Annotated in this window: 30 protein-coding genes; 7 read left to right on the top strand and 23 right to left on the bottom strand. The window is 70.6% G+C overall.

Features of this window, described 5'->3' with window-relative positions:
* Window positions 1–174: 174 nt before the first annotated feature.
* Entirely contained in the window at window positions 175–357 is a 183-nt protein-coding gene (locus ABT245_RS18445) for a hypothetical protein (RefSeq protein ID WP_351734764.1), read from the top strand.
* Here the strand turns inward: ABT245_RS18445 and ABT245_RS18440 are convergent.
* Window positions 348–1184, bottom strand: coding sequence for an HAD family hydrolase (locus ABT245_RS18440; RefSeq protein WP_502982145.1), 837 nt, complete (start codon window positions 1182–1184; stop codon window positions 348–350). The two genes, ABT245_RS18445 and ABT245_RS18440, sit on opposite strands and share 10 nt — an antisense overlap.
* Window positions 1133–2011 (bottom strand): GntR family transcriptional regulator, encoded by an 879-nt coding sequence (locus ABT245_RS18435; protein WP_351734760.1) that lies wholly within the window; start codon window positions 2009–2011, stop codon window positions 1133–1135. The genes ABT245_RS18440 and ABT245_RS18435 overlap by 52 nt, the downstream gene beginning before the upstream one ends.
* 157 nt (window positions 2012–2168) lie before the next feature.
* Between ABT245_RS18435 and ABT245_RS18430 the strand changes: the two genes are divergently transcribed.
* On the top strand, window positions 2169–2357 hold the full coding sequence (locus ABT245_RS18430; RefSeq protein WP_351734758.1) for a hypothetical protein: 189 nt from the start codon (window positions 2169–2171) through the stop codon (window positions 2355–2357).
* On the opposite strand, the gene ABT245_RS18425 is transcribed toward ABT245_RS18430, so the two are convergent.
* The 3 genes from ABT245_RS18425 to ABT245_RS18415 all read right to left on the bottom strand — a co-directional run bounded on the left by ABT245_RS18425 (window position 2352) and on the right by ABT245_RS18415 (window position 5762).
* The gene (locus ABT245_RS18425) at window positions 2352–3260 is read right to left on the bottom strand and encodes a GntR family transcriptional regulator (protein WP_351734756.1); all 909 of its coding nucleotides are present in this window, start codon (window positions 3258–3260) and stop codon (window positions 2352–2354) included. The two genes, ABT245_RS18430 and ABT245_RS18425, sit on opposite strands and share 6 nt — an antisense overlap.
* A gap of 327 nt (window positions 3261–3587) precedes the next feature.
* Window positions 3588–4820, bottom strand: coding sequence for a GNAT family N-acetyltransferase (locus tag ABT245_RS18420; protein WP_351734754.1), 1233 nt, complete (start codon window positions 4818–4820; stop codon window positions 3588–3590).
* Window positions 4821–5144: 324 nt separating this feature from the next.
* Window positions 5145–5762 (bottom strand): RsiG family protein, encoded by a 618-nt coding sequence (locus ABT245_RS18415; protein WP_351734752.1) that lies wholly within the window; start codon window positions 5760–5762, stop codon window positions 5145–5147.
* Window positions 5763–5943: 181 nt separating this feature from the next.
* On the opposite strand from ABT245_RS18415, the gene dtd reads away from it, so the two are divergent.
* A complete protein-coding gene (dtd, locus tag ABT245_RS18410; RefSeq protein WP_351734750.1) occupies window positions 5944–6369 on the top strand; it encodes a D-aminoacyl-tRNA deacylase in 426 nt (141 codons plus the stop codon).
* A gap of 105 nt (window positions 6370–6474) precedes the next feature.
* Here dtd and ygfZ read toward each other — a convergent pair whose 3' ends face one another.
* The 10 genes from ygfZ to ABT245_RS18360 all read right to left on the bottom strand — a co-directional run bounded on the left by ygfZ (window position 6475) and on the right by ABT245_RS18360 (window position 13506).
* Window positions 6475–7440 (bottom strand): CAF17-like 4Fe-4S cluster assembly/insertion protein YgfZ, encoded by a 966-nt coding sequence (ygfZ, locus tag ABT245_RS18405; protein WP_351734748.1) that lies wholly within the window; start codon window positions 7438–7440, stop codon window positions 6475–6477.
* Window positions 7441–7449: 9 nt separating this feature from the next.
* The gene (locus ABT245_RS18400) at window positions 7450–7887 is read right to left on the bottom strand and encodes a Fur family transcriptional regulator (RefSeq protein WP_351734746.1); all 438 of its coding nucleotides are present in this window, start codon (window positions 7885–7887) and stop codon (window positions 7450–7452) included.
* Between the two features lie 29 nt (window positions 7888–7916).
* Window positions 7917–8573, bottom strand: a complete 657-nt coding sequence (locus ABT245_RS18395) for a restriction endonuclease subunit S (RefSeq protein ID WP_351734744.1) — start codon at window positions 8571–8573, stop codon at window positions 7917–7919.
* Window positions 8570–10240, bottom strand: a complete 1671-nt coding sequence (locus ABT245_RS18390; protein WP_351734742.1) for an N-6 DNA methylase — start codon at window positions 10238–10240, stop codon at window positions 8570–8572. Before ABT245_RS18390 ends, ABT245_RS18395 begins: the two co-directional genes overlap by 4 nt.
* Window positions 10241–10254: 14 nt before the next feature.
* Window positions 10255–10920: a hypothetical protein gene (locus ABT245_RS18385; RefSeq protein ID WP_351734740.1), complete on the bottom strand. Its 666-nt coding sequence runs from the start codon at window positions 10918–10920 to the stop codon at window positions 10255–10257.
* A gap of 323 nt (window positions 10921–11243) precedes the next feature.
* A complete protein-coding gene (locus ABT245_RS18380) occupies window positions 11244–11819 on the bottom strand; it encodes a heme-binding beta-barrel domain-containing protein (protein WP_351734738.1) in 576 nt (191 codons plus the stop codon).
* Window positions 11820–12005: 186 nt separating this feature from the next.
* Window positions 12006–12200: a DUF397 domain-containing protein gene (locus ABT245_RS18375; protein ID WP_351734736.1), complete on the bottom strand. Its 195-nt coding sequence runs from the start codon at window positions 12198–12200 to the stop codon at window positions 12006–12008.
* A 34-nt stretch (window positions 12201–12234) separates the two neighbouring features.
* Complete coding sequence (locus ABT245_RS18370; RefSeq protein ID WP_351734734.1) at window positions 12235–12441, bottom strand: DUF397 domain-containing protein; 207 nt, start codon at window positions 12439–12441, stop codon at window positions 12235–12237.
* 34 nt (window positions 12442–12475) lie between these two features.
* Complete coding sequence (locus ABT245_RS18365) at window positions 12476–12682, bottom strand: DUF397 domain-containing protein (protein ID WP_351734732.1); 207 nt, start codon at window positions 12680–12682, stop codon at window positions 12476–12478.
* On the bottom strand, window positions 12670–13506 hold the full coding sequence (locus tag ABT245_RS18360) for a helix-turn-helix domain-containing protein (protein ID WP_351734730.1): 837 nt from the start codon (window positions 13504–13506) through the stop codon (window positions 12670–12672). Before ABT245_RS18360 ends, ABT245_RS18365 begins: the two co-directional genes overlap by 13 nt.
* Before the next feature lie 116 nt (window positions 13507–13622).
* Between ABT245_RS18360 and ABT245_RS18355 the strand changes: the two genes are divergently transcribed.
* A complete protein-coding gene (locus tag ABT245_RS18355; protein WP_351734728.1) occupies window positions 13623–13985 on the top strand; it encodes a DsrE family protein in 363 nt (120 codons plus the stop codon).
* Between the two features lie 96 nt (window positions 13986–14081).
* Here ABT245_RS18355 and ABT245_RS18350 read toward each other — a convergent pair whose 3' ends face one another.
* The 8 genes from ABT245_RS18350 to ABT245_RS18315 form a co-directional block, all read right to left on the bottom strand.
* On the bottom strand, window positions 14082–14339 hold the full coding sequence (locus ABT245_RS18350) for a DUF3099 domain-containing protein (RefSeq protein ID WP_351734726.1): 258 nt from the start codon (window positions 14337–14339) through the stop codon (window positions 14082–14084).
* Between the two features lie 87 nt (window positions 14340–14426).
* Window positions 14427–14714 (bottom strand): DUF1416 domain-containing protein, encoded by a 288-nt coding sequence (locus tag ABT245_RS18345; RefSeq protein ID WP_351734724.1) that lies wholly within the window; start codon window positions 14712–14714, stop codon window positions 14427–14429.
* A gap of 50 nt (window positions 14715–14764) precedes the next feature.
* Window positions 14765–15610, bottom strand: coding sequence for a sulfurtransferase (locus ABT245_RS18340; protein WP_351734722.1), 846 nt, complete (start codon window positions 15608–15610; stop codon window positions 14765–14767).
* A 122-nt stretch (window positions 15611–15732) separates the two neighbouring features.
* Window positions 15733–15813, bottom strand: a complete 81-nt coding sequence (locus tag ABT245_RS18335; protein WP_351734891.1) for a putative leader peptide — start codon at window positions 15811–15813, stop codon at window positions 15733–15735.
* Between the two features lie 305 nt (window positions 15814–16118).
* Window positions 16119–16856, bottom strand: a complete 738-nt coding sequence (locus ABT245_RS18330; RefSeq protein ID WP_351734720.1) for an LmeA family phospholipid-binding protein — start codon at window positions 16854–16856, stop codon at window positions 16119–16121.
* A gap of 92 nt (window positions 16857–16948) precedes the next feature.
* Window positions 16949–18301, bottom strand: a complete 1353-nt coding sequence (locus ABT245_RS18325; protein ID WP_351734718.1) for a hypothetical protein — start codon at window positions 18299–18301, stop codon at window positions 16949–16951.
* A 3-nt stretch (window positions 18302–18304) separates the two neighbouring features.
* A complete protein-coding gene (locus ABT245_RS18320; RefSeq protein WP_351734890.1) occupies window positions 18305–18559 on the bottom strand; it encodes a MoaD/ThiS family protein in 255 nt (84 codons plus the stop codon).
* Between the two features lie 51 nt (window positions 18560–18610).
* Window positions 18611–19447 carry an alpha/beta hydrolase gene (locus ABT245_RS18315; RefSeq protein ID WP_351734716.1) on the bottom strand — a complete coding sequence of 279 codons (837 nt, stop codon included), beginning with the start codon at window positions 19445–19447 and terminating at the stop codon, window positions 18611–18613.
* A 171-nt stretch (window positions 19448–19618) separates the two neighbouring features.
* On the opposite strand from ABT245_RS18315, the gene ABT245_RS18310 reads away from it, so the two are divergent.
* The 3 genes from ABT245_RS18310 to ABT245_RS18300 all read left to right on the top strand — a co-directional run bounded on the left by ABT245_RS18310 (window position 19619) and on the right by ABT245_RS18300 (window position 22945).
* A complete protein-coding gene (locus tag ABT245_RS18310; protein WP_351734714.1) occupies window positions 19619–20398 on the top strand; it encodes a response regulator transcription factor in 780 nt (259 codons plus the stop codon).
* A gap of 87 nt (window positions 20399–20485) precedes the next feature.
* A complete protein-coding gene (locus tag ABT245_RS18305; RefSeq protein ID WP_351734712.1) occupies window positions 20486–21508 on the top strand; it encodes a LacI family DNA-binding transcriptional regulator in 1023 nt (340 codons plus the stop codon).
* Window positions 21509–21730: 222 nt separating this feature from the next.
* Window positions 21731–22945, top strand: coding sequence for a S1C family serine protease (locus tag ABT245_RS18300; RefSeq protein ID WP_351734710.1), 1215 nt, complete (start codon window positions 21731–21733; stop codon window positions 22943–22945).
* Window positions 22946–22948 lie beyond the last annotated feature (3 nt).

The following is a 22948-nucleotide window of genomic DNA, read 5'->3' as shown; positions in this document are numbered from 1 at the left end:
TTTCGGGCCACTGGCAAACCAATTCCCCCACCAGGAGCCACCAGGAGCCACCAGGAGTGCGCATTGGCCGGTTGGTTAAGCGATCAGCCAACCAGGGCAGACCATTATCAGGCAACCAGTCCAATTGGACTGATCATGGATGGGACGCCGGAACTGGATAGGGGGTGGTGGGGCATGCTTCTGCCTCAGGTCACCGGGGCGCTCCTCGAACTCTTGCTCAGCATGGCGGCGCAGGCGAAGCTCGGGCTCGTGGGCGTGCTGCTGCTGATGACGGTGGGCGTGGGCATACGGGCGCAGCGAGTGGGTCTGGCGGTCGGCACCGCCGTGGTGTTCACCCTGCTGATGACTCAGGCCTGAGCGCGTACCAGGGCCAGGATCGTCGACAGTGAGTGCACGATGGCCGTGGCGCCCGCGTCGCGGAGGATCTTCTCCTTGCGGTCGTTACGCGCGTAGCCCAGGAACGGAACCTTGGCTGCGTTCGCGGCGGCGAGGTCCGAGGGGGTGTCGCCGATCATCAGGGCCGCCGACGGGGCCGCGCCCAGCGTGCTCAGGGCCCGGTTCAGGCAGTGCGGGTCCGGCTTCAGATGCTGGAGTTCCTGGGTACGGCCGTAGATGTGCGGGACGAAACAGGAGGTGAGGCCGCGGCTCAGCAGGTATTCACGCACCACCCGCGGGGAGTTGTTGGTGGCGATGGCGAGCCGGGAGCCGACCGCCGTCCAGGTGCGGATCAGCGGGTCGGCGTACGCGGTGGGCATCGCCGTGGCCGTGGCCCGCAGCTCCTCCTGGGTGAGACGCTCCTCAAGCTCCGCGACCAGGTCGCTGCCGGGGTGTCTGCGGTCCACGGCGCGCAGCACCACATGCGGATCCAGGGACTCCCGTTCCGGCTCCGTGAGCAGTCCGTGCAGGCCCCGTCCCTCCAGCCACTCCACGAGATCGACCGCCACACGCTCCGCCGTGTGCCCGGCGAACAGCCGGCAGATCGGTCCGTCGAAGTCCCAGAGCACGACGCGGACGCCCGCGATCAGCTCCGTCAGGTGTTCGGTCGCGTCCTGGGTGGCGTGCTGGATCCCGTTCGGGGTGTCATTTTCGGTCTCGGCTGTCACCGGTTCAGTCTGCGTCGTATCAGAAGTCACTAGGAGAGTGTCAGGTCCGACGTGATGGTTTCCCAGAGGGCGTCGAACCACTTCTGCGATTGCTCCACGAACGCGGCGTCCCGCTGTCCGGCCCGCTTCTCGAAGGAGAACAGGACGGACTTGGAGCCCAGGGTGTCGTACATCTCCAATGTCCCGCTGTCCGTGGGCTCCTCGCGGCGCGCGACCATGTAGTAGCCGATCAGCGCCTCCGCCCCGTTGAGCAGGTACAGCTTCACCGGCGGGGTGAACGGCAGCGCACGGAACGTGACATGCACGTCGACGTCGTGCGTGGAGCGCAGCGAGTGGAGGTTGTAGGTCAGGACCTGTCCCTGGGCGTTGCGCATCGCCAGCCAGCGCTGGTGGACCGGGTCCTCCTCGCCGCGCCCCTCCACCGGCACCGGGAAGGCGAGGTTGATGTCCCTGGACGGCAGCAGGATGCGTACGTCGAGCTTCTCCGGGCGGACGCGGCCCTCATGGATCTGCCGCAGGGGCTCGCTCATCGCCAGCATCAGGGTCTCGGCGGTGAGACAGACGGCGTCGATGCGCACGCGGGGCGCCGAGAACGCCTCCGCCAGCCGGGGGCCCAGTCCGACCATGGTCGGCTGGGGCTCGTCGCGCGCGGGCGCCGGCTCGGCGATCCGCGGCGGGCTGCCCTTGCTGACGTTGCTGAGCAGTCCGTCGTCCTGGAGCACGCGCAGCGCCTGGCGTACGGCGCCGCGCTCGACGCCGAACTCCTCGGCCAGTTCGGCCTGGGTGGGCAGCCGGTCGCCGGCCTTCAGCTCTCCGACGCGGATACGTTCCCGCAGGGTGTCGGCGATCTCCTGGGGAGTGAGCCTTCTGCTGCCGTTCACTGCCACGTTCTCCTGGGTCACGACCAAACGCTACAACTTCGATCCATCTAACGGGAGTTGCCTAGAAGTTGTTTATGGATAGTAGCCAAGTGGGGACAACTTAAGCAGAGTTGGTTGCCAACTTGGCCTAGTTGGCCGATTTGGCGGAAGTTTTGCTTCCTGGCAGCCCGAAGGGGGAACCACCGTGCCCGCCCTCGCCCTCATCTCCGCCGTGTTCGTCGTCGGCTTCGAACAGCTCGTGCAATGGAAGTACGGTGCCACCGGCCTTGTCGGCCTACTGCTGCTCACCATAGGCGTCAAGGCGAAGAGCCCGGCGGTCAGCTCGGCCGGCGCGGTCCTGCTCGCCGTACTGCTGGCCGGTCCCGCCCTATGAGGACAGATGAAGATCAGAACTGATCGTCTCCCACAGCGCGTTGAACCACAGATGGGACTGCTCGACGAACGTCGTGTCCCGCAGTCCGGCGCCCTGCCCGAAGCCGAACAGCATCGACCGGGTGCCGTCGGAGTCGTACATCTCCAGCTGCTCGTGCTCGATCTCCCGCTCGCGCCGGGACAGCGTGTAGTAAGCGAACAGCGCCTCCGCGCCGTTGAGCAGGTACAGCTTCACCGGCGGGGTGAACGGCAGCGCACGGAAGGTGACATGCACATCGATGCCGTGCGTGGAGCGCAGCGCCAGCAGGTTGTGCTGCAACACCTGGCCCTGCGCATTGCGCTGGGCCAGCCAGCGGCGGTGCAGCAGGCCCGCGGCCGAGGCATCCACCGGGGCCGGGAAGGCGAGGTCGATGTCCCGGCTGGGCAGCAGGACACGGACATCGACCTTGGCCGGTTTCAATCGGCCGGCATGGATCTGCCGCAGCGGCTCGCCGATCGCCAGCGTGAGCGAGACCGAGGTCAGACACAGGGCGTCGATCTCGACGTGCGGGGCCGCGAAGGCGGCCGCCACCCGGGACGCGAGGGCCACCATGGTGGGCTGCGGAGGGGCCGCAGGACCGGCCGGGGCGCGGCCGAGGCCCAGGTCGGGGGCCACGGTGGCGGGTGCACCCTTGGAGACGTTGGTGAGCAGGCGCTCCGACTGCAGGATGCGCAACGCCTGCCGTACCGCGCCGCGCTCCACGCCGAACTCGTCGGCCAGCCTGGCCTGCGTGGGCATGCGCTGGCCTGGGCGGAGCACGCCTGACTTGATCCTGGCGCGCAACTCGTCGGCCACCTCGTGGTGTGACTTCTGTGGCCGCTGTGACCTCTCCCGCTCAGTGGCGGAGGCGTGTTCCGGGTCCACGAAGAAACCCTACAACTTCCCGCCATCTTTCGGCAGTTCATGGGAAGGTGGTTATGAGACGCTTCCAAGCGGAGATAAGTACAGTGAAGTTGGTCGCCAACTTAGGCAACCTGGTCATACTTCCCGGTGGTTGGCCGACCGGGCTCCCTTCCGGAGGGGAGCTGGGAGCCTGGTCGGTCCGGCTCGACCGTGTATCGAACCGCCGCCGCCGGAGCACAGCCACAACTGAACACCGACAACTGAACGAACGCGGCCCAGCAGCCGTACAGCACAGTCACAACTGAACAAGCTCGCTACGGATGAACACGGTCGGCCGGGAGGAAGGAGTCAGAAGAGGTCCGGGCACCACGGTCGCCCGGGCGTGTGCAGCAGGGCGTCGGCCATCTGGGCGGCGCCCTCCCGTACTTCCCGGACACGGCCCAGCGCCAGCAGCCGCGCGGCCGACTCGTCACCGAGCCACAGCGTGGCCAACTCGGCTATGTCCAGGACGAGTTCCGCGTCATCGTTGGTCGGTGTGCAGCTCGCTCCGGCCGGCGAGGCGGCCAGTCGGAACCGGCCGCCCGCGAGGCCCTGCCGGTCGACGACCTCCAGCACCAGCGTGCCGGTGCCGTCGTAGGTACGGGCCTCCAGCGCCCGTACCACGTCCAGGATGCGCACCCACAGCCAGTCCGAGTGGGTCGTGACCCGGGCCGCGCGCGGGTCCGGCAGCAGCAGCGGAAGCAGGTCGTCCGGTGCGCGCGGGCCGCTCTTGACCTTGGTGATCCAGTCGATCGAGCACAGGTAGTGCCACAGGGCGCGCTCGGCCGCCGGGGTCGAGGCGATCAGCCAGTTCACGTCGGCGGTGTTCTGCGGCTGATTGCCGTGCCAGGCGTCGTCGGCCTGGTACGAGACCAGGCCCTCCACATCGCCGGAGGCGGAGCGGTAGGCGACGTAGTACGGCTCGGTCCAGTCGTTGAAGCGTACGACGCCCGTGCTGGCCTGCCACCACAGGTCGTCGCGGCTCACCGCGCCGGGCCGGGCACGGCGTACGCGCTCGTGCAGCTCGGGTCCCGCCTTGCGGACCTCGGCCGCGTCCACCAGGTCGATACGGGCGCCGTCCGCCGGGCCCGACCAGCGGGGGTCGAGGCCGGCGCGGGGCACGTCCACGGTCCACTCCGTGGTCCAGGTGGCGGGGCCGAAGCCGTAGCGGCCGTAGATCGGGTACTCGGCCGCGATGAGCGTCGCCACGACGTCACCGCGGTCCTTCGCCGCGGCGAGGTCCAGGCTCATCATGCGGGTGAGCAGGCCGCGGCGGCGGTGCGTGGGGGAGACGGTCACATTGGAGATCGCGTCCGCGGGGACGGTGGCGCCGCCGACCGCGGTGATCTCCTGGGCGAAGGAACGGAATGTCGCGACACAGCGGTCGCCGTCGAAGGCGCCCAGGAGGCGGCCGGGTTCGAACTGGGGGCGGCGCGCCTCCAGTTGCTCGGGGGTCGGGGTGGGCGGGCGCAGGAAGCCGGTGTTCAGGGCGCGGTGCCAGTCGGACAGCTCGGCCTCGGTGACAGGTCGGACGTCGGTCATGGGGTCACGGTAGGTGCGGTGCGCTGCGCTGTCTCGGCGTTTTCAGCCTGCCCACCCACCCGACTCGCCCCTCCACCCAGTCACCCCCACGGGGCTCCGCCCCGGACCCCGTCACCCCACGCAGGCGCCCCGCCGCGCGGCCCCGGCACCGGACGGCCACCCAGCCCGAAAGAAACCGCCCCGCCGGCCCCACGCAGCCCCGCGGGGCCCGCCCCGGACCCCATCACACGACCAACCAGCCCCCGGGCCTCACCGCCGCCGAACCCACCCCCACGGGGCTCCGCCCCGGACCCCGTCACCCCGGGGTCGTGGAGGACCCCGGGGTCAGAGGAGTAGGTCGTCGATCTGGGCCTCGCCGTCTCGGTAGCGGCGGGTGATTTCTGCGCCGCAGTCGTCCGCCGTGCGCTGGAGGTGGTGGCGACGGCGGGATGCCTGCCGTTCGTAGCGGACGAGGCGGCCCATCGCCGTGCTGAGTTCCTGGTCCGTGCGGGCCGTGAGGTCGGACAGCTCGACCTCGGCGAGCATGTCGGCGGCCAGCCGCCGGTACTCCTCGCCGTGCGGCGTGCCCACCGTGACATGGCGGGCCGAGGAACGCTGCCGGGCCGGGGCGTCGGTGAGGATCTCCGGGAGGCGGTCGACCACGGAGGCCGCCTCGGCCGCGGCCACGGACGCGGGCCCCCGCCGGGCCAGCTCCGCGCGCAGGATGTCGATCCGCCCCTGCAACAGCCGCCGTACGTAACTGAGGTCCGCCTCGTCGCGCTGGGCGTCCCGGCGCAGGGCCCGCAGCTCGGGCAGGCTCAGCAGAGCCAGGTCGTGCTCCGGCGCGTCCGGGTCCAGCGTCGGGCTGTCGTTGCGCTGGACGGGCGGCCGCTGTGTCTCCTGCCCACCCGCCAGGGCGGCCGCGATCGCACCGGGCGGCTGCCCGATACTCGGTGTGCTCATGTGCCTCTACCGTCCCCTCGACCGGCGTACGGGAGCATCGTGCCACCCCAAGTGGCCGCTCTGCGGCCGAGTTGCCCCCGAACGGCCCCAGATGGGGGGTTAAGGCGCAAAAATCGGCTCGCCGACGGGTCCTTTCGGCCCACCCGCGGACCGGTCCCGGTCACCCGGCATCATGGTCGGCATGCGTGCAGTGGTGCAGAGGGTGGACGGCGCGAGTGTCGTCGTGGACGGCGAGACGGTCGGGGCGATCGAGGGCGAGGGTCTGTGTGTCCTCGTCGGGGTCACCCACGAGGACACCAAGGAGAAGGCGGCGCAGCTCGCCCGCAAGCTCTGGTCGCTGCGCATGCTGCACGACGAGCGGTCGTGCAGTGACATCGGCGCCCCGCTGCTGGTCATCAGCCAGTTCACGCTGTACGGGGACGCCCGCAAGGGACGCCGGCCCACCTGGAACGCGGCGGCCCCCGGCGATGTCGCCGAGCCGCTGGTGGACGAGGTGGTCGCCCGGTTGCGTGCCCTGGGCGCGACGGTGGCGACGGGCCGGTTCGGCGCGCAGATGCGGGTCTCGCTGACGAACGACGGCCCGTTCACCGTCCTGCTGGAGATGTGAGCCCCAGGAGTCCAGGGGGCTGAAGGGCCTGGCGGCTGGAGGGCCTGAGGCTCTGGGGGTTCTGGGGTTCTGGGGGTCTGGGGGTCTGGGGGTCTGGGGGTCTGGTCAGGGCTCTACGACGGTCTCCTGGGCCGCCGCCGTGTCACCGGCCATCAGCCGCGCGTCCACCGGCACATTCCGCTTGACCAGGGCGAGGGCGACGGGCCCCAGCTCGTAGTGGCGCACGGACGTCGTGATGAACCCGACCTTGCGGCCGTCGGGGTCCTCGTCCGCGAGCCGGATCCCGGTGCCGTGCGGAGGCAGGTGCACCTCGCTGCCGTCGAGATGCAGGAAGACCAGGCGGCGCGGCGGTTTGCCCAGGTTCTGCACCCGGGCGACGGTCTCCTGGCCGCGGTAGCAGCCCTTTTGCAGATGGACCGCGGAGCCGATCCAGCCCAGCTCGTGCGGGATGGTGCGGTGGTCGGTCTCGAAGCCGAGGCGCGGGTGGTGCCGTTCGACGCGCAGTGCCTCGTGGGCGAGTATCCCGGCGGGCGGGCCGGCCTTCTCGGCGTACGACTGGAGGTCCGCGCGCGGCAGGAAGAGGTCACGGCCGTACGCCGTCTCGCGGACGACGACGCCGTCCGGGGCCTCGGTGATCGAGCCGGCGGGCAGGTGGACGACGGCGACGTCGGCCGTGCGGTCGGCGACCTCGACCCGGTAGAAGAACTTCATCGACTCCAGGTACGCGATCAGTGCGTCCTGGGTGCCGGGCTCCACATGGGCCCAGACCGTGTCGCCGTCGTCCACCAGGTACAGGACGTGTTCGATGTGGCCGTGCGCCGACAGGATCAGCGCTTCGGTGGCCTCGCCCGCGGGCAGCTCGCTGACGTGCTGGGTGAGCAGGAGGTGCAGCCAGCTCAGCCGGTCCGCACCGGAGACGGTCACCACTCCGCGGTGCGAGAGGTCGACGAAACCGGTGCCGTCGGCGAGGGCGCGCTGTTCGCGGAACAGGTCGCCGTAGTGGGCGGCGACGCCTTCGTCCGCACCCTCGGCGGGAACGGCGCCGGGCAGGGTCAGCAGGGGGCTCTTCATGCGACAAGCCTACGACTCGGTAGGTGAGCGCTTGAGGGAGCAGTCACGGCACCGGCCGAAGATCGCGAAGTGCTTCATGTCCGTCTCGAAGCCGAAGTTCGCGCGCAGCTTGGCGGTGAACTCGGCGGCGACCGACACGTCCGCCTCGATGACGTTCTGGCAGTCCCGGCACACCAGGTGTATGTGGTGGTGGCGGTCGGCGAGGTGGTAGGTCGGGGCGCCGTGCCCGAGATGGGCGTGCGAGACGAGGCCCAGCTCTTCGAGCAGCTCCAGCGTGCGGTAGACGGTGGAGATGTTGACCCCCGACGCGGTCTTCCGCACTTCTACGAGGATGTCGTCGGGGGTCGCGTGTTCCAGGGTGTCCACGGCTTCGAGCACGAGTTGCCGCTGCGGCGTCAGCCGGTAGCCGCGCTGCCTGAGGTCACTCTTCCAGTCGGTGCTCACCACACACCCAGTCTAGGGCGGCCCGGGCCCGATCATGCCTCGTCCGACAGCACACCCCTCATCAGAGCGTCGGCGAGCGCGCTGCGGTAGGCGCCGGTGGCACGGGCGATCTCCAGGTGTGCCTGGATCTTGTCGTCAAGGGCGGCGAGCGTGGCGCCGATCGCCGCCTGCTCGGGGGCCGGGGGCACAAGCACGGGCAGCTCGCCCAGGGTTCGGATGCTCAACGACGGGATGACCGCGCCGGCCGCCCGGGCCCTGATCCACTCCTGCGCGGCCGTCGCGCTCAGATAGGCGACGAGATACGCGGCCGAGACCGGCCTCCCCTCGGGCAGTCTGAGCCGTACCAGGTTGGGGTGGAACAACCAGCCCGCGTGCTCCCCGGTGACCAGGGCGCAGCGGCCCATGGTGCCGGTGCGGGTCAGAAGGACGTCCCCCTCGGCCAGTTCGTACTTCGCCAGCGTCCGCGCCCGTTCCCAGGGGATCGCGGGGACGTCCGCGGCCCCCTCGGTGACGATCCGCTGACCGCGCAGGTCACGCGGCTGGACCAGGGGGGTCCCGCCGCCCTCCGCCCGGGTACGTCCCCTGTCCTCGGCGCGCAGGCCCCGCCCGGTCTGGATGGACGCGCACAGTTCCCGCAGGGGGCGACTCGACCAGCCGGCCGGCGGCACGAGTGCGTCGGTCGTCGTCACAGCCCGTACCTCCTGAGCCACCGGTCCGCTTCGGCGTCGGCCGCCTCCGCCCTCGCGTGCAGGGTCGCGATCTCGCCGCCCAGCCTCGTCAGCCGCTGCCGGGTCCCGTCGGGGCCGAGCGCATCGACGGCCGAGGCCAGGCCGGGCGGACGAACATGGAGCGAGGGGTCCAGGTTGTGGCCGTGCGCCGCGATGTCCGGCACCGGCACGGCCCGGCTCAGGCCGGGAGTTCCCTCGAAGCAGTGCCCGGCCGCCCGGGCGGCGTGCCAGGACGTGTACTCGCCCACCAGGCGCGCGATGTCGTCGTCGGTCAGGACCCGCTGGGTCCGGGTCGCGTGGTGTCCAAGGTGCTCCCCAGCCACGAACAGCACCTCGGAGTCCGCCGTCGCCTCTGCGCCCGGGGCGCGCAGGAACCAGATCTGCGTCTTGACGGCGGAGAGAGTGAAGAGTCCGGCGGGCAGCGCGATCACACACTCCACGGCCCCGGCCTCGACCAGCCCCGCCCGAACCGTCGCGGCGGCACCGATGTTGAACGCGGCCCCGGCCGGCAGCAGTACGGCTGCCCGGCCCTCGGGAGCGAGCCGCGAGACGACGTACTGCAACCAGTCGAACTCGCTGCGGCGGGCGGCGCCGTAGGTCCAGTACGGAGGCGGGACCACATTCTCCAGGCGGCGGCCGAAAGGCGGGTTCGTCAGCAGTACGTCGAAGGAGCCAGGGGGATCGACGGAAGGGTCGAGCGCCGGGGTGACCGGCCCCTTGCCGAGCCGTACGGTACGCCCGTGGTGCACCCGAAGGTTCATCTCCGCCACCTGCCGTTCCCTGGCTCCGGGCACGCGGCCGTCGACCCGGGGCGGCGCGCTGCCGCCTCGTGCGGCGACCGCGTCCAGGTAGGCCACGAGCAGTTCCCCGGTACGGCCGTACGGATCGTGCACGCTCACCGCCCGGGGCCGTACGGCGGCGAGCGCCCCGGCCATGACCCGGCTCACGGAAGGCGGCGTGAAGAACGCACCGCCCTCGCGCGCGTGCGCGGCGCGCCAGAGCACCAGGACATGGTCGAACGCCGCTCGGCTCTCCTGTGCGGAGCCCGCGGTCTGGCGACCGAGTGTGTCGGTGAGTTCGGCCAGCAAGCGGCGCGGAACCGTTTTCTCCGGCGGGTGGTAGTCCCGCACCGTTCCGTCGAGGCTGTCGACGGCCTTGGCCATGCCTTCGGGTTCCACGATCTGGACCAGGACCAGATACAGCAGCCATTCGAGATAGCTGTCCAGGGGCATGGCCCCCCGCAACCGGTTCGCCTCCGGTCCCGCGATCCGCTCCACAGTCCGCAGCAGCCCGCCCGTCGCCCCTCCCGGCAGCCCGTCACGGAACCGGTCGCCGTAGGTGGTGCCGACCGGTTCGCCCGGGCGCAGGGCGTTCGCGGGGACGCCGCGACCGGACAACCAGGCCAGCACCTCGTCGGCGCGAAACCGCTCGACCTCGGCACCCCCCGCCTCGTCGCCTGCGGCAGCCCGGGCCACCGGCGAGGGGAAGTCCGTGTGCCGCCGTTCCCAGTTGCTCACGGCGGGGCGCTTGACCCCGGCGAGCCGCGCGATGTCCGGCCGGGAGACGAGCACGCCGGCGAACTCGGCGTCGCCGCCCGTGCCGGGCGGCCGTGCGTCGGTGTCGGTCACAGCGCTTGCCTCCATCAGAACCGCGGCGGTCTGGCGCCGCCCAGGGCACCCGTCCGGCCGGCGAGCACGGTCGGGAACCGGTCCATGGCCAGCGCCTCCTTGGCCAGCTCGGGGCTGAGGTAGCCGAGCACGCGGTAGATCGTGTCATGGTCGGCGCCGAGGTGCCGGTGGTGGACCGGCTCGTGGTGCATGACACGGTTGCGCAGCAGGACCAGCGAGGTCAGGTCGCGGTAGAGACGATCACGGCGTCCGCGGTAGTGCGGGAACGCCGAGTGCAGGACGGGCACCCAGAAGTGGCGGTCGTAGCCCGAGCCATGGCTGAGCAGCGAGACCCAGAACCCGAAGGACAGCTCCGCCACGATGTCGTCCGCCGTCGTGTGCCGCAGGCGACGCCCGCAGGAACGGTGGGCGTCGTTCACGAGCTTGAGACCGCGCTCGTTCAATGGCGCCACCGTCCACCAGTCCGGTCTGCCGTGATGCCGGGCGAGCGCGCCGTGCAGGGCGTTGCGCAGGGCCAGTTCCAGGCAGTGCAGGGAGCCGAGCAGGGCGGCTGACACCTCGATGTTCCACCAGTACAGCCGCTCCGCGGCCCGGGCGTCGCCGTGGGCGGCACGGATGTAGCGCCGCAATCGCGGCAGGGAGAGGTCGCGCAGCATCCATTCAGGCAGGCGATTGGTCATGGTTCCCCCCGACGCATCCCTGGATGCGCTGTGCTACCGTTTCAGTGAATGTTCTGGGCTCGCCTCTGCATCGCAAGCCACCCAGAGCACAGCCTCCGGAGCCCCGGTCGCAGGCCTAGCGCGACCGGGGCTCCGCGCGTTCACAAAGCCTTGGCGCTCACTCCACGAAGGCATCGTCACTGTAGCCACACACAGCCCTTGGACACAAGTGCATTGCCGTGCAGCACATTTTGTTAAGCCTGGTCCGCCAGAGCGTCGGTAAGCACCACGTCCCCTGGCCACCGCGGCTCAGGGGACGTGAAGGCTCGGCGGATGCACGGGGCCTACTTGAAGAAGGCGATTCCGTTGTCCGGGAGGTCGTCGGGGAGTGCCTTCGCCCAGCGCTCGACCTCCTCGGGGGTGACGACCTTCTTCAGGTGGGCGGACATGTAGGGGCGCAGCTCGACCTCGGGGGTCTGCTTCTCGCCGACCCACATCAGGTCGCTCTTCACATAGCCGTACAGACGCTTGCCGCCGGTGTAGGGGCGGGCGCCGGCCGTCCGCGCCACCGCGTCCGTGACCAGGTCGATCTGCGGCTTCTTGGCGGCCAGCTCGCCGTACCAGATCTCGATGACGCCGTCGTCGCGGGTCAGGGTGACCTCGACCTTGCGGTCGGCGTCGATCCGCCAGAAGCCGGACTCCGACTCCAGCGGGCGGACCTTGTTCCCGTCCTTGTCCAGCACCCAGGTGTGGGAGTGGTACTCCAGGAAGTCCCGGCCGTCGTGGCTGAAGGTGACCTCCTGGCCGAAGTTGCACTTCTCGGAGCCGGGGAAGTCGTGCACGCCCGCGCCGGCCCAGTCGCCGAGCAGGAAGGCCAGGGGGACCAGGTCCTTGTGAAGGTCCGACGGGATCTCGATCATGAGCGGTGGTTCCTGGATCGGTTCGGGTACGGGCTCAGCGCTGGCCCTGGTACAGCTTCTTCACGGCCAGCCCGGCGAAGGCGAGGACGCCGACGCAGACCAGGACCAGCAGGGCTTCGAAGAACATCTCCACGGGTGCTCCTTGAGCGAGGGTGGCGTACAGGGCCGGGGCGGCCCCAGCTTACGTCAGCCCTCCTTGACACCCTCCACGAAGGCGCCCCACACGGCCGCCTCGAAGAGGAGGGCCCCACGGGACGGGTCCTTGCTGTCCCGCACGGGCACCCGCGGGAGGTTGTCGGCGACCTCTATGCAGTTGCCGCCGTCTGTGTTGCTGTAGCTGCTCTTGCGCCACTGAGCTGCGCTCGTGTCTATGGCTCGCACAACAGGGCCTCCACCCTCCACGGGGAAACCGGGCTCAACGCTCGACGAACCCGCCCTTGACCCCGGCCACGAAGCGATCCCACACGGCCGCCTCGAAGACGAGGGCCCCACGGGAGGGGTCCTTGCTGTCCCGCACAGGGACCAGCGGGAGGTTGTCGGCGACCTCTATGCATTGGCCGCCGTCCGAGTTGCTGTGGCTGCTCTTGCGCCAGGTCGCGGCGCTCAGGTCGATGACTCGCACAGCACGTCCTCCACCATCCGTAGGGGCAACGGGGTCAGTCCCCGGGCAAACCATCCTTGACACCGTCCACGAAGGCGCCCCACACGGCCGCCTCGAAGACGAGGACCCCACGGGAAGGGTCCTTGCTGTCCCGCACAGGGACCAGCGGGAGGTTGTCGGCGACCTCCACACAGTTGCCGCCGTCAGGGTTGCTGTAGCTGCTCTTGTGCCACTGAGCTGCGCTCGTGTCTATGGCTCGCACGGCACTTCCTCCAACGTCTGCAGGATGAACTTGCGCGACTCTCCCGGGGTCAGAGCCACGTCGCGCATCCGATCGTACTTGCGCTGGAGCAGCTCAACTGCCCTGTTCTCCTCGACCAGTTCGCCTCGGTGCGCGTTTTCCGTGTACGCCACCGTCGTCCCGTCCAACAACCGCAAGAACATCACGTCGGTACTGACGAGCCCGTACAGGCCACAGCCATGCGGCAGCACCTGGAGTGCGATGTCCGGGCGCTCGGACACCTTTAGCAGGTACTCCAGTTGATCCCGCCACTCCCCCGCCTCGTGCAGTGGTGTACGCAATACCGCCTCCGCCAGTAGGGCGCGGAACGGCGGTGCGTTGTCTCCCTCCAACAGCTTCCACCGGCCGGTGCGCGCCTCGACCTGCTGCTCCAGTTCCTTGCCTCGGTAGCCGCCGAGCGTCAGGACTTCACGGGCGTAGGCAGTTGTCTGAAGCAGCCCGGGAACAATGCTCACCGAGTACTGCCACAAACAAGCCGCCTCCGCTTCCAGCATCATGTACCGCCGGTACTGCTCCTTGAACTGCGCCGGATCCCCCACCGCCAGTTCCCACAGCGCCAGCAGCAGCCCGGGGGTTGCGTAGTAGGTGTCCAACGCCTGGACCACCTCCGGGCCGCCCAGCGTCAGTCCGCTCTCCATCTTCCCGAACTGCGACGCGTCCCAGCCGACCATTTTGGCCAGCTCCCGCAGGCTCACGCCCCGCTCATGTCGTAGCAGCCGTAACTCCTCCGCGAACCGCTTCCTCGGTTCCTGGCTGCGGCCCGTGATCACTCGCCTCGGTGGCATCGCGCTCCCCCGGCATCATCCGGACACGCAGAGTAGTGCACCGCTCGCACCCCGCGCAGGCCGTTCAGCGCACTCGCCGACCCTGCGAGGCCACCGCCAAGGCATACGATTCGAGCATGGCGAAGAAGCTCGTGATCAAGGTGACAGCGGGGGCCGATGCCCCCGAACGCTGCTCGCAGGCGTTCACGGTCGCGGCGGTTGCCGTGGCCAGCGGGGTCGAGGTGTCCCTGTGGCTGACCGGCGAATCGTCGTGGTTCGCGCTGCCGGGCCGGGCCGCCGAGTTCGAGCTGCCGCACGCCGCCCCGTTGCCCGATCTGCTGGAGTCGATCCTGGCCGGCGGCAGCGTCACGCTGTGCACGCAGTGCGCGGCCCGCCGTGAGATCACGGAGAAGGACGTCGTCGAGGGCGTACGGATCGCGGGCGCGCAGGTCTTCGTTCAGGAGGCACTGGGAGACGGCACCCAGGCTCTCGTCTACTGACAGACCCGCGTCCGTCGAGGACCCGCGTCCACTGAGAGACCCCGCTGACAGACCCCCGCTGGCAAACTCCGCGTCACGGCTCGTCCCGCGGAGCGCTCAGTGGCGCTTCTTGCCGTCCAGCTCGTCCCACCACGCGTCGGACTCCGGGTCGCCCGAGGGGTCGTCCCACCAGCGGTCCTCGGGGCCGCGCCGGTTGGCGACCATCGCGGCGGCGGGCGGGATGACCATGGCGACCACGCACATGGCCACGGCCGCCGGCACGGACCAGATGCGCACAACTCCCCAGGCCAGGACGAAGAGCGCGATGCACACGCCCATCATGGCGAAGTACATATGACGCCGCCGTGCGTACATAACTCCAGGGTAGGTCCGGGCGGCCCGAAGGGCCGCGCCCGGGCGTCCAACCCGTGGGGGCGCGGCCCTTCGGCCGTACCTGCTTGCTCAGACCGCGATAGCGACCTCCGCGAGGCCGCCCTGCTGGGCGACGACGGTGCGGTCGGCGGTGCCGCCGGGCACGAGGGCGCGGACGGTCCAGGTGCCCTCGGCCGCGTAGAAGCGGAACTGTCCGGTGGCGGAGGTCGGGACCTCCGCGGTGAACTCGCCGGTCGAGTCCAGGAGCCGGACGTAGCCCGTCACCGGCTCGCCGTCGCGGGTCACCTGGCCCTGGATCGTGGTCTCACCGGGCTTGATCGTCGAGGGGTCCGGGCCGCCGGCCTTCGCTCCACACATACTGCTTCTCCAGAGGTCAGAGGTCTTGAGGTCTTGACGGGTCGGGTTGCCTACTTGCCGGCGCCCAGCTCGATCGGCACGCCCACCAGGGAGCCGTACTCGGTCCAGGAGCCGTCGTAGTTCTTGACGTTCTGGACGCCCAGCAGCTCGTGCAGCACGAACCAGGTCAGCGCGGAGCGCTCGCCGATGCGGCAGTAGGCGATGGTGTCCTTGGCGAGGTCCACGTTCTCGTCGGCGTACAGCTCCTTCAGCTCGTCGTCCGACTTGAAGGTGCCGTCGTCGTTGGCGTTCTTCGACCACGGGATGTTCTTGGCGGACGGGACGTGACCGGGCCGCTGCGACTGCTCCTGCGGCAGGTGCGCCGGGGCGAGCAGCTTGCCCGAGAACTCGTCGGGGGACCGCACGTCGACGAGGTTGTACGAGCCGATGGCGGCCACGACGTCGTCGCGGAACGCGCGGATGGACTTGTCCTGCGGCTTGGCCTGGTAGTCGGTCGCGGCGCGCTCGGGCACCTCGGTGCCGTCGACCAGCTCGCGGGCGTCCAGCTCCCACTTCTTGCGGCCGCCGTCGAGGAGCTTGACGTTCTCGTGGCCGTACAGCTTGAAGTACCAGTACGCGTAGGACGCGAACCAGTTGTTGTTGCCGCCGTAGAGGATCACCAGCGTGTCGTTGGCGATGCCCTTCGCCGACAGGAGCTTCTCGAAGCCCTCCTGGTCGATGAAGTCACGGCGGACCGGGTCCTGGAGATCCTTGGTCCAGTCGATGCGGATCGCGTTGCGGATGTGGTTCTTCTCGTACGCGGTCGTGTCCTCGTCGACCTCGACGACGGCGATGTTCGGGTCGTCGAGGTGCTCCTGCAACCAGTCGGCGTCGACCAGGACTTCGCTGCGGCTCATGCTCTTTCTCCTCCGGGGCAGTTACGGCGGGGCGTGCGAGTGCGTGGGGCGCGGACTCCCGGGGGAGCGCGCACGGGTGCCCTCACTGGGCGGTCGAAGAACGCGGAAGTCGGTGCTCCCGCTCAGAAGGCGCGACAGAGCATGGCGGAGACGCGGCACAGGTCTACTGCCCGCCGCTTTGTGAGGTCCGCCTGTCGCTTCATGGCGTCGATCGTAGGGACGGACGGGCGGGCATGTCACCGGTATGTCGCATGGTGAGATGCGATCGTCCGCGATGTGGGATCACGGAAGGGCCGGGCCGCCTCGCACGGGCCCGCGGGCCGCCGCGGGGGCCCGCGGCATCTGCGCTACGGACATGGCCGTCTCGCCTGTCGGACGATCCTTGTCTGCCCGTCGGCCGCCATCACGCCATCGGTCGCTGTCGGCCGCCGTGGGCCGCGCGTGGGCCGCGTGTCAGTGCCCGGGGCCGCCCGTGGGTGTCTCGCGGCGGCGGTCGGCGCTGTCGGTCCTACCCGGCCAGCCGGACGTTCGAACCCTTCGCCGTGATCTCGACGCCGTCCGACGCCGCCCGCACCGTGTCCAGCTTGATGCCACCGGGCAGCTGGTCGATGGCCTGCTGGAAGTCGGTGATCTCCCGCACCCGGTCCTCGGCGAGGTCCGCACCGCCGAACTTGGGCAGGCTGTCGGCGTGCACCCGCACCGAGTCGCCCTTGACGGTGACCGTGCTGAGCACGGAGACGGGGTTGGGCAGCTTGGTGCCGAGAACCGTGGCCTCCACCGAGACCTTGATCTTGCCGTTGCCGCCGTCGGAGAGGCCGATCACACGGGCGGTGACACCGGGGGCGACCTCGGTGGTGTCGGACTTGGCGGTCTTCAGCAGTTCGTCGTAGGCGATGGTCGCGGTGCCGTCGGCGGTGGCCGCGGTGGCGGAGCTGAAGTCGCCGGAGAACTCCACGCCCTTCATGTGCGCCTTCAGGTCGTCGACGCGGACCGTCTGTCCGTCGGTGCCGGTGGGGGCCTGGTAGTCCTTGATGCCGACCTCGACGTCGTCCAGCGAGCCGCCGGCCAGCTGGGTGAGGAAGGGGAAGCCGTTGATCGACACGTCCGGGGTGGCGGACAGGTTCTCCGTGGTCCTGAGCTTGTCGGCCGTCTCGCCCTGTGCGAAGTGGACCGCGACACGGTCGACGATCACGAACAGACCGCCCAGGATCACGACGACGATCAGGAGTATTCGCAACGCGCGCATGGGGTCCCCACCTAGGCAGTCGACAACGCAGCTACGGTAACGCCGGGCGGGGCCGGCCCCCGGGTTTTGTCGATCACCTGTGACGTGCGCGGTCAGCCAAGGGCCCGGCCGAGGACCCACACCACCGGCGCCGCGGCGGACAGCGGCAGTGCCACACCCGCCGTGAAGTGCACGAAGCGGGACGGGTAGTCGTAGCCGGCCACGCGGTGGCCGATGAGCGCGCACGCGCCCGCCGCCGCGCCTACCAGGGCGCCCTTCGCACCGAGGCCGGTCATCCCGCCGACCGCGATGCCGGCGCCCGCCGCCGCGAGGAGCGAGACGACCACGGAGGCCGAAGTGGGCAGCGGGATCGCGCGGGCCAGGACCGCCACGGCCACCGCGACGGCACCGACCGACACGGCGTGCGGGTCGGCGCCCAGGTAGCCCGTCGCGATGACCGCGAGCGCGGTGGAGGCGACCGTCGCCATCAGCCCGTACATCCGCTCGTCGGGGTCGGCGTGCGAGCGCAGTTGCAGGACCAGGGCGAGCAGGACCCACACGCCCAGCGGGCCGAGGATGGCCGCGGGCGCGTGCTCACGGCCCGCGACCAGCAGTGCCACGTCCGCGGTGAGCGCTCCGGCGAAGGCGAGTGCGATGCCCTGCCGGGCGGGCCACATGCCGTTCAGCCGGAACCAGCCCGCCGCGGTCACGGCCTGGAGCACGACCAGCGGCACGACCAGGGCGTACGAGCCGACCGCCGCCGTGCCCGCGAGCAGCAGGCCGAGCAGCGCGGTGAGCGCCGCGGGCTGCATCCCCGGCTCGATGATCGGGGAGCGGCCCTCCAGACGGGCCCGCTGGGCGTCGGTGATGCGGGTGTTCCCAGCGAGGGTGGCGGGGCCGTACGCGGGCCCCGCCGTCTGCGGGGCGGCGGGGCGGGCCTGAGCGGGCGCCTCCTGCGCCGTGGGCGCCCGGTGGGACCCGTGGGGCACTGCGGGGGCGGGGGCCTGGGCGGCGTGACCGTGCGACGGGCCCTGGGCGGCGTGACCGTGCGACGGGACTTGGGCGGCGTGACCGTGCGACGGCAGGTACGCGGTCGACGCGCTCTCCTCGGCCGACGGCAGCGGCGCGTGGACCTGTGTCTCCCAGGTCTGCCCCTGCCACTGCTGGGTGAGCTGCGGGTCGTACCCGGACTGGTCATAACCGGACTGGTCATGGCCCGGCTGCCCGTACCCGGACTGCCCGTGCCCAGGCTGCCCGTACCCGGACTGCCCGTACCCGGGCTGCCCGTACCCGGAATGATCTTGGCCCGGCTGCCCGTACCCGGACTGGTCGTAGCCCTGTTGTGCGGGCCACGCCTGCGGGACCTGGTGCCCGGTCTGGTGTCCGGCCTGGTGAGGCTGCTGCCGCCGGTAGGGGTCGGGCTCGTACCCCTCGTAGGGACGGCCGTCATACGGCTGATGGGTCATCGCTCACCCTCCTGCGAATGGCGGGAGCACCTCGACCGTGCCGCCCTCGGCCAGCCGTACCGTCTCATGCGCGCGGGTCCCCACGGGGTCGCCGTCGATGAGGAACGAGCATCGCCGCAGCACGCGCGGCAGCTCGCCGGGATGCCGCTCGCGCACCGCGGCCAGCGCCTCGGCGAGGTTCGCCGCGTCATGGGCCTCCTCGGCGACCCCGGCCGCGGCCTTCGCGGCGGCCCAGTAGCGCACCGTGACCTTTGCCATCTCGTCCTCAAGTCCGTGTGTACACCAGTACGTAAGTCTCAACACGTCAGGCTAGCCCGCCCGGGCGGCCGCCCAGTCCCCGATCCGGGCCAGCAGGGCCTCGCCGGCCGCGTGCTCGGCGTGGCCCATGCCGGGTTCCAGCCACAGTTCCCCGTGGTCACCGGAGGCGGCGGCCAGCATCCGGGGGTGGTCGAGCGGGAAATAGCCGTCCCGGTCGCCGTGCACGATCAGCAGCGGGGTCGGCGCGATCCGCGGGACCGCCTCCACCGGGGACAGCGGGACCGGGTCCCAGTCGCGGTGGTGGATGCGGGTGCGGAACCCGTAGCGGCCGACCAGGCGGCCCGTGGGGCGCGTCACCAGCCAGTGCACCCGGCGCATGGGCGCGGTGCCCCGGTAGTACCAGCGGGCCGGGGCGCTCACCGCGACCACGGCGTCGACGCCCGGGTGCAGCGCCGCGTGCCGCAGCACCACCGAGCCGCCCAGGGAGAAGCCGACGGTGACCACGCGCGCGTGCCCGAACCCGCGGGCCCACTGCACCGCGGCGGCCAGATCCAGCACCTCCCGGTCGCCGACCGTGGAACGCCCGCCGGACGCCCCGTGGCCGCGGAACGAGAAGGTGACCACCGCGCCCCTGCGGGCGAGGGCCGCCGCGATCCGGCGCACCTGCGGCCGGTCCACGTCCCCGGTGAAGCCGTGGGCGACGACGAACACCAGGTCACGGGAGGGTGGCGCGGAGGCGTCGTATACGACCGCGCCCGGGTCGTACACGGAATCGAGGAAAATTCCGTCGGCCGTGCGCAGGAACGTCCGCAAAGGTGCCCGTCTGCTTGTCCCGGACGCCGGACGAATGCGGGAACGTGCCACATGACCTGCCGGACCGTTGCTCATATCGGCTATTCTGCTGGGCAGAGGACTCGGGCAGCGTAGCCCCCGAGTCCTTTTGTGCTTTCGGAAGCGTTGTATACGAAGCGGGAAACCGCAGGTGTACGGGGCCTTCGGGATCGCAGAGCAGTTCCCGCCGCACACGTCCTCGCAGGGACCGAGGAAGGAACCGGACACATGAGTTCTCTGCTGCTCCTGACCAACGCCCTCCAGCCGTCGGCGGAGGTGCTTCCCGCCCTCGGACTGCTGTTGCACAACGTACGGGTGGCCCCGGCGGAGGGACCCGCCCTCGTCGACACCCCGGGCGCCGACGTCATCCTGATCGACGGACGACGGGACCTCCCCCAGATCCGCAGCCTGTGCCAGCTGCTGCGCTCCACCGGGCCGGGCTGTCCGCTCATCCTCGTCGTCACCGAGGGCGGCCTCGCCGCCGTCACCGCCGACTGGGGCATCGACGACGTACTCCTGGACACGGCCGGCCCCGCCGAGGTGGAGGCCCGCCTCCGGCTGGCCATGGGCCGCCAGCAGATCGTCAACGACGACTCCCCGATGGAGATCCGCAACGGCGACCTGTCGGTCGACGAGGCGACCTACTCCGCCAAGCTCAAGGGCCGGGTCCTCGACCTGACCTTCAAGGAGTTCGAGCTTCTGAAATACCTCGCGCAGCACCCGGGCCGTGTCTTCACCCGGGCCCAGCTGCTCCAGGAGGTCTGGGGCTACGACTACTTCGGGGGCACGCGGACCGTCGACGTGCATGTGCGGCGGCTGCGCGCCAAGCTCGGCCCGGAGCACGAGTCGCTGATCGGAACCGTACGGAACGTCGGTTATCGATTCGTTACTCCTGAGAAGGGCGACCGCGCCGCGGACGAGGCGAAGGCCAAGGCGGCCCGGCCAAAACCGGAGGATGCGGACGCATCGACCCTCCTCGACGGCATCGACGTCAAGGCCGAGGCATAGCCGCGGCCCGGGCCGGGCGTTGCTCGCGCACAGACGAGCTGCGACAGGCCCCTGCCCAGCGCGGATCTCTCCGCGTAGACTCCGCGCGTGGCCAAGGTAACTCGGGATGACGTGGCGCGGCTGGCGGGCACTTCCACCGCCGTGGTCAGCTATGTCATCAACAACGGACCCCGGCCGGTGGCCCCGGCCACGCGCGAGCGTGTCCTCGCGGCGATCAAGGAACTGGGGTACCGACCCGACCGGGTGGCCCAGGCCATGGCCTCGCGGCGCACCGACCTCATAGGACTGATCGTGCCGGACGCGCGCCAGCCCTTCTTCGGAGAGATGGCCCACGCGGTCGAGCAGGCCGCCTCCGAGCGCGGAAAGATGGTGCTCGTCGGCAACTCCGACTACGTCGGCGAGCGCGAGGTCCACTATCTGCGGGCCTTCCTCGGGATGCGGGTCTCCGGTCTGATCCTCGTCTCCCACGCGCTCAACGACCTCGCCGCCGCCGAGATCGAGGCGTGGGACGCCCGGGTGGTGCTGCTGCACGAGCGGCCCGAGGCCATCGACGACGTCGCCGTCGTCACCGACGACCTGGGCGGCGCCCAGCTCGCGGTGCGCCACCTGCTGGAGCACGGGTACGCGTACGTCGCCTGCATGGGCGGCACGGCCGACACTCCCCCCGTCGGTGACCCGGTCTCCGACCATGTCGAGGGGTGGCGGCGCGCCCTGGACGAGGCCGGCATCCCCACCGAGGGCCGCCTCTTCGAAGCCCCGTACAACCGCTACGACGCCTACCAGGTCGCCCTGGAGATCCTTTCCGGTCCCGAACGGCCCCCCGCGATCTTCTGCTCCACCGACGACCAGGCGATCGGCGTGCTGCGGGCCGCGCGGGAGCTGCGGCTCGACGTGCCGGGCGAGCTGGCCGTGGCCGGCTTCGACGACATCAAGGAAGCGGCCCTGGCCGATCCACCGCTGACGACGGTCGCCTCGGACCGGTCCGCGATGGCACGGGCCGCCGTTGACCTCGTCCTCGACGACGGCCTGCGCGTGACCGGCTCACGCCGCGAGCGGCTGAAGACCTTCCCGTCCCGGCTGGTGCTACGCCGTTCCTGCGGGTGTGTGTGAGGTAGTCCCGTGGGTGTGAGTGAGTCCTGCGGGTGTGAGTGAGTCCTGCGGGTGTGAGTGAGTCCTGCGGCTGTGAGTGAGGTTTCTCAGGCGTCCATGAGGGCTTTCTGAGGGTCGCCGCCCAGCCGCGAGAACCGTCTTTATATCGGGCAAACGAGGTTCTGCCGGGCTTCTCAGGGAGCGCTCAGGAAGCTCTCATGGTGGCGGGCAAAGCTCTATGGCATGACCGAGAGCCTCCGCCGCAGCGGCGCGTACGAGAACCCCCAGGGTGACGCCCGCCAGGGCGCGTACCCCCAGCAGCACGCCTCCTCCCCCGTGAACCCGGAATGGCCGCCCCCGCCCGCCCACCGGCCCGCGGAACCGGTCTCCGTCGAGCCGGGCACCACCGTGTGGCCGGGCGGCGGGGCCGCCGCGACGACCACGCCGCTCGCCGCCGACGCCGGTCGGGGCGGTGCCGGCGGGCACGACGGCGGAACCGCTCTCCTTGCGACCGCGCCGGGCGGCGACGGCGCCGCGCCGCACACCCCGCAACCCCAGCACACCCCGCACACGCCGCACACCCCGCACAAGAAGCGCGCCCGGGGCCCGATAGGGCTGCTGGCCGCCGTGGCGATCGTCGCCGCGGCCGTGGGCGGCGGCACGGCGTACGCCTTCCAGGAGCTGACCGGCAAGGACTCCTCCTCGGTCAGCAGCGCCGCCACCCATGTGGTGCCGTCCAGCAAGAAGGGCGATGTCGCCGCCATCGCCGCCGCGGTCAGCCCGAGCGTGGTCGAGGTCAACGCGACGCTCGCGGGCGGCTCGTCCACCGGCTCCGGCGTGGTCATCACCTCCGACGGCGAGATCATCACCAACAACCACGTCGTCTCCGGCGCCTCGTCGATCAAGGTGCGGACCAGCGAGGGCAAGGAGTACACGGCGGACGTCGTGGGCACCGACAGCTCCAAGGACCTCGCCCTGATCAAGCTGCGCGACGCCTCCGGTCTCAAGGCCGCCTCCCTCGGCGACTCCTCCGGGGTGCAGGTCGGCGACACGGTCGTGGCGATCGGCTCCCCCGAGGGGCTGACCGGCACCGTCACCAGCGGCATCGTCTCCGCCCTGAACCGCGACGTGACCGTCTCCACGGACGAGGGTCAGGGGCAGGGCCAGGGCGACGGCCGGTGGCCGTTCCAGTTCGGCGGCCAGGAGTTCAACGGCGACACGGGCTCCTCCACCACCACGTACAAGGCCATCCAGACCGACGCGTCCCTCAACCCCGGCAACTCCGGCGGTGCCCTGATCGACGCGGGCGGCAACATCATCGGCATCAACTCCGCCATGTACTCGGCCACCGGCGCCTCGTCGTCCTCGGACGCGGGCAGCGTCGGCCTCGGCTTCGCGATCCCCGTCAACACCGTCAAGTCCGACCTGGCCAAGCTGCGGGCCGGCAGCACCAACTGAGCG

Origin of the sequence: Streptomyces sp. NPDC001508 (assembly GCF_040298665.1) — a bacterium.
Classification (GTDB): Bacteria; Actinomycetota; Actinomycetes; order Streptomycetales; family Streptomycetaceae; genus Streptomyces.
This window is presented reverse-complemented; position numbering and strand designations above follow the sequence as displayed.

What these genes read in the sequence shown, in the direction of transcription:
- ABT245_RS18310 (WP_351734714.1), top strand. Translation starts at nt 19,619, where the DNA reads ATGAGTTCTCTGCTGCTCCTGACCAACGCCCTCCAGCCGTCGGCGGAG.
- ABT245_RS18325 (WP_351734718.1), bottom strand. Translation starts at nt 18,301, where the DNA reads ATGACCCATCAGCCGTATGACGGCCGTCCCTACGAGGGGTACGAGCCC.
- ABT245_RS18315 (WP_351734716.1), bottom strand. Translation starts at nt 19,447, where the DNA reads ATGAGCAACGGTCCGGCAGGTCATGTGGCACGTTCCCGCATTCGTCCG.
- ABT245_RS18300 (WP_351734710.1), top strand. Translation starts at nt 21,731, where the DNA reads ATGACCGAGAGCCTCCGCCGCAGCGGCGCGTACGAGAACCCCCAGGGT.
- ABT245_RS18415 (WP_351734752.1), bottom strand. Translation starts at nt 5,762, where the DNA reads ATGAGCACACCGAGTATCGGGCAGCCGCCCGGTGCGATCGCGGCCGCC.
- ABT245_RS18350 (WP_351734726.1), bottom strand. Translation starts at nt 14,339, where the DNA reads ATGTACGCACGGCGGCGTCATATGTACTTCGCCATGATGGGCGTGTGC.
- ABT245_RS18335 (WP_351734891.1), bottom strand. Translation starts at nt 15,813, where the DNA reads ATGAAGCGACAGGCGGACCTCACAAAGCGGCGGGCAGTAGACCTGTGC.
- ABT245_RS18385 (WP_351734740.1), bottom strand. Translation starts at nt 10,920, where the DNA reads ATGACCAATCGCCTGCCTGAATGGATGCTGCGCGACCTCTCCCTGCCG.
- ABT245_RS18380 (WP_351734738.1), bottom strand. Translation starts at nt 11,819, where the DNA reads ATGATCGAGATCCCGTCGGACCTTCACAAGGACCTGGTCCCCCTGGCC.
- dtd (WP_351734750.1), top strand. Translation starts at nt 5,944, where the DNA reads ATGCGTGCAGTGGTGCAGAGGGTGGACGGCGCGAGTGTCGTCGTGGAC.
- ABT245_RS18420 (WP_351734754.1), bottom strand. Translation starts at nt 4,820, where the DNA reads ATGACCGACGTCCGACCTGTCACCGAGGCCGAGCTGTCCGACTGGCAC.
- ABT245_RS18355 (WP_351734728.1), top strand. Translation starts at nt 13,623, where the DNA reads ATGGCGAAGAAGCTCGTGATCAAGGTGACAGCGGGGGCCGATGCCCCC.
- ABT245_RS18320 (WP_351734890.1), bottom strand. Translation starts at nt 18,559, where the DNA reads ATGGCAAAGGTCACGGTGCGCTACTGGGCCGCCGCGAAGGCCGCGGCC.
- ABT245_RS18345 (WP_351734724.1), bottom strand. Translation starts at nt 14,714, where the DNA reads ATGTGTGGAGCGAAGGCCGGCGGCCCGGACCCCTCGACGATCAAGCCC.
- ABT245_RS18445 (WP_351734764.1), top strand. Translation starts at nt 175, where the DNA reads ATGCTTCTGCCTCAGGTCACCGGGGCGCTCCTCGAACTCTTGCTCAGC.
- ygfZ (WP_351734748.1), bottom strand. Translation starts at nt 7,440, where the DNA reads ATGAAGAGCCCCCTGCTGACCCTGCCCGGCGCCGTTCCCGCCGAGGGT.
- ABT245_RS18360 (WP_351734730.1), bottom strand. Translation starts at nt 13,506, where the DNA reads ATGCCACCGAGGCGAGTGATCACGGGCCGCAGCCAGGAACCGAGGAAG.
- ABT245_RS18330 (WP_351734720.1), bottom strand. Translation starts at nt 16,856, where the DNA reads ATGCGCGCGTTGCGAATACTCCTGATCGTCGTCGTGATCCTGGGCGGT.
- ABT245_RS18340 (WP_351734722.1), bottom strand. Translation starts at nt 15,610, where the DNA reads ATGAGCCGCAGCGAAGTCCTGGTCGACGCCGACTGGTTGCAGGAGCAC.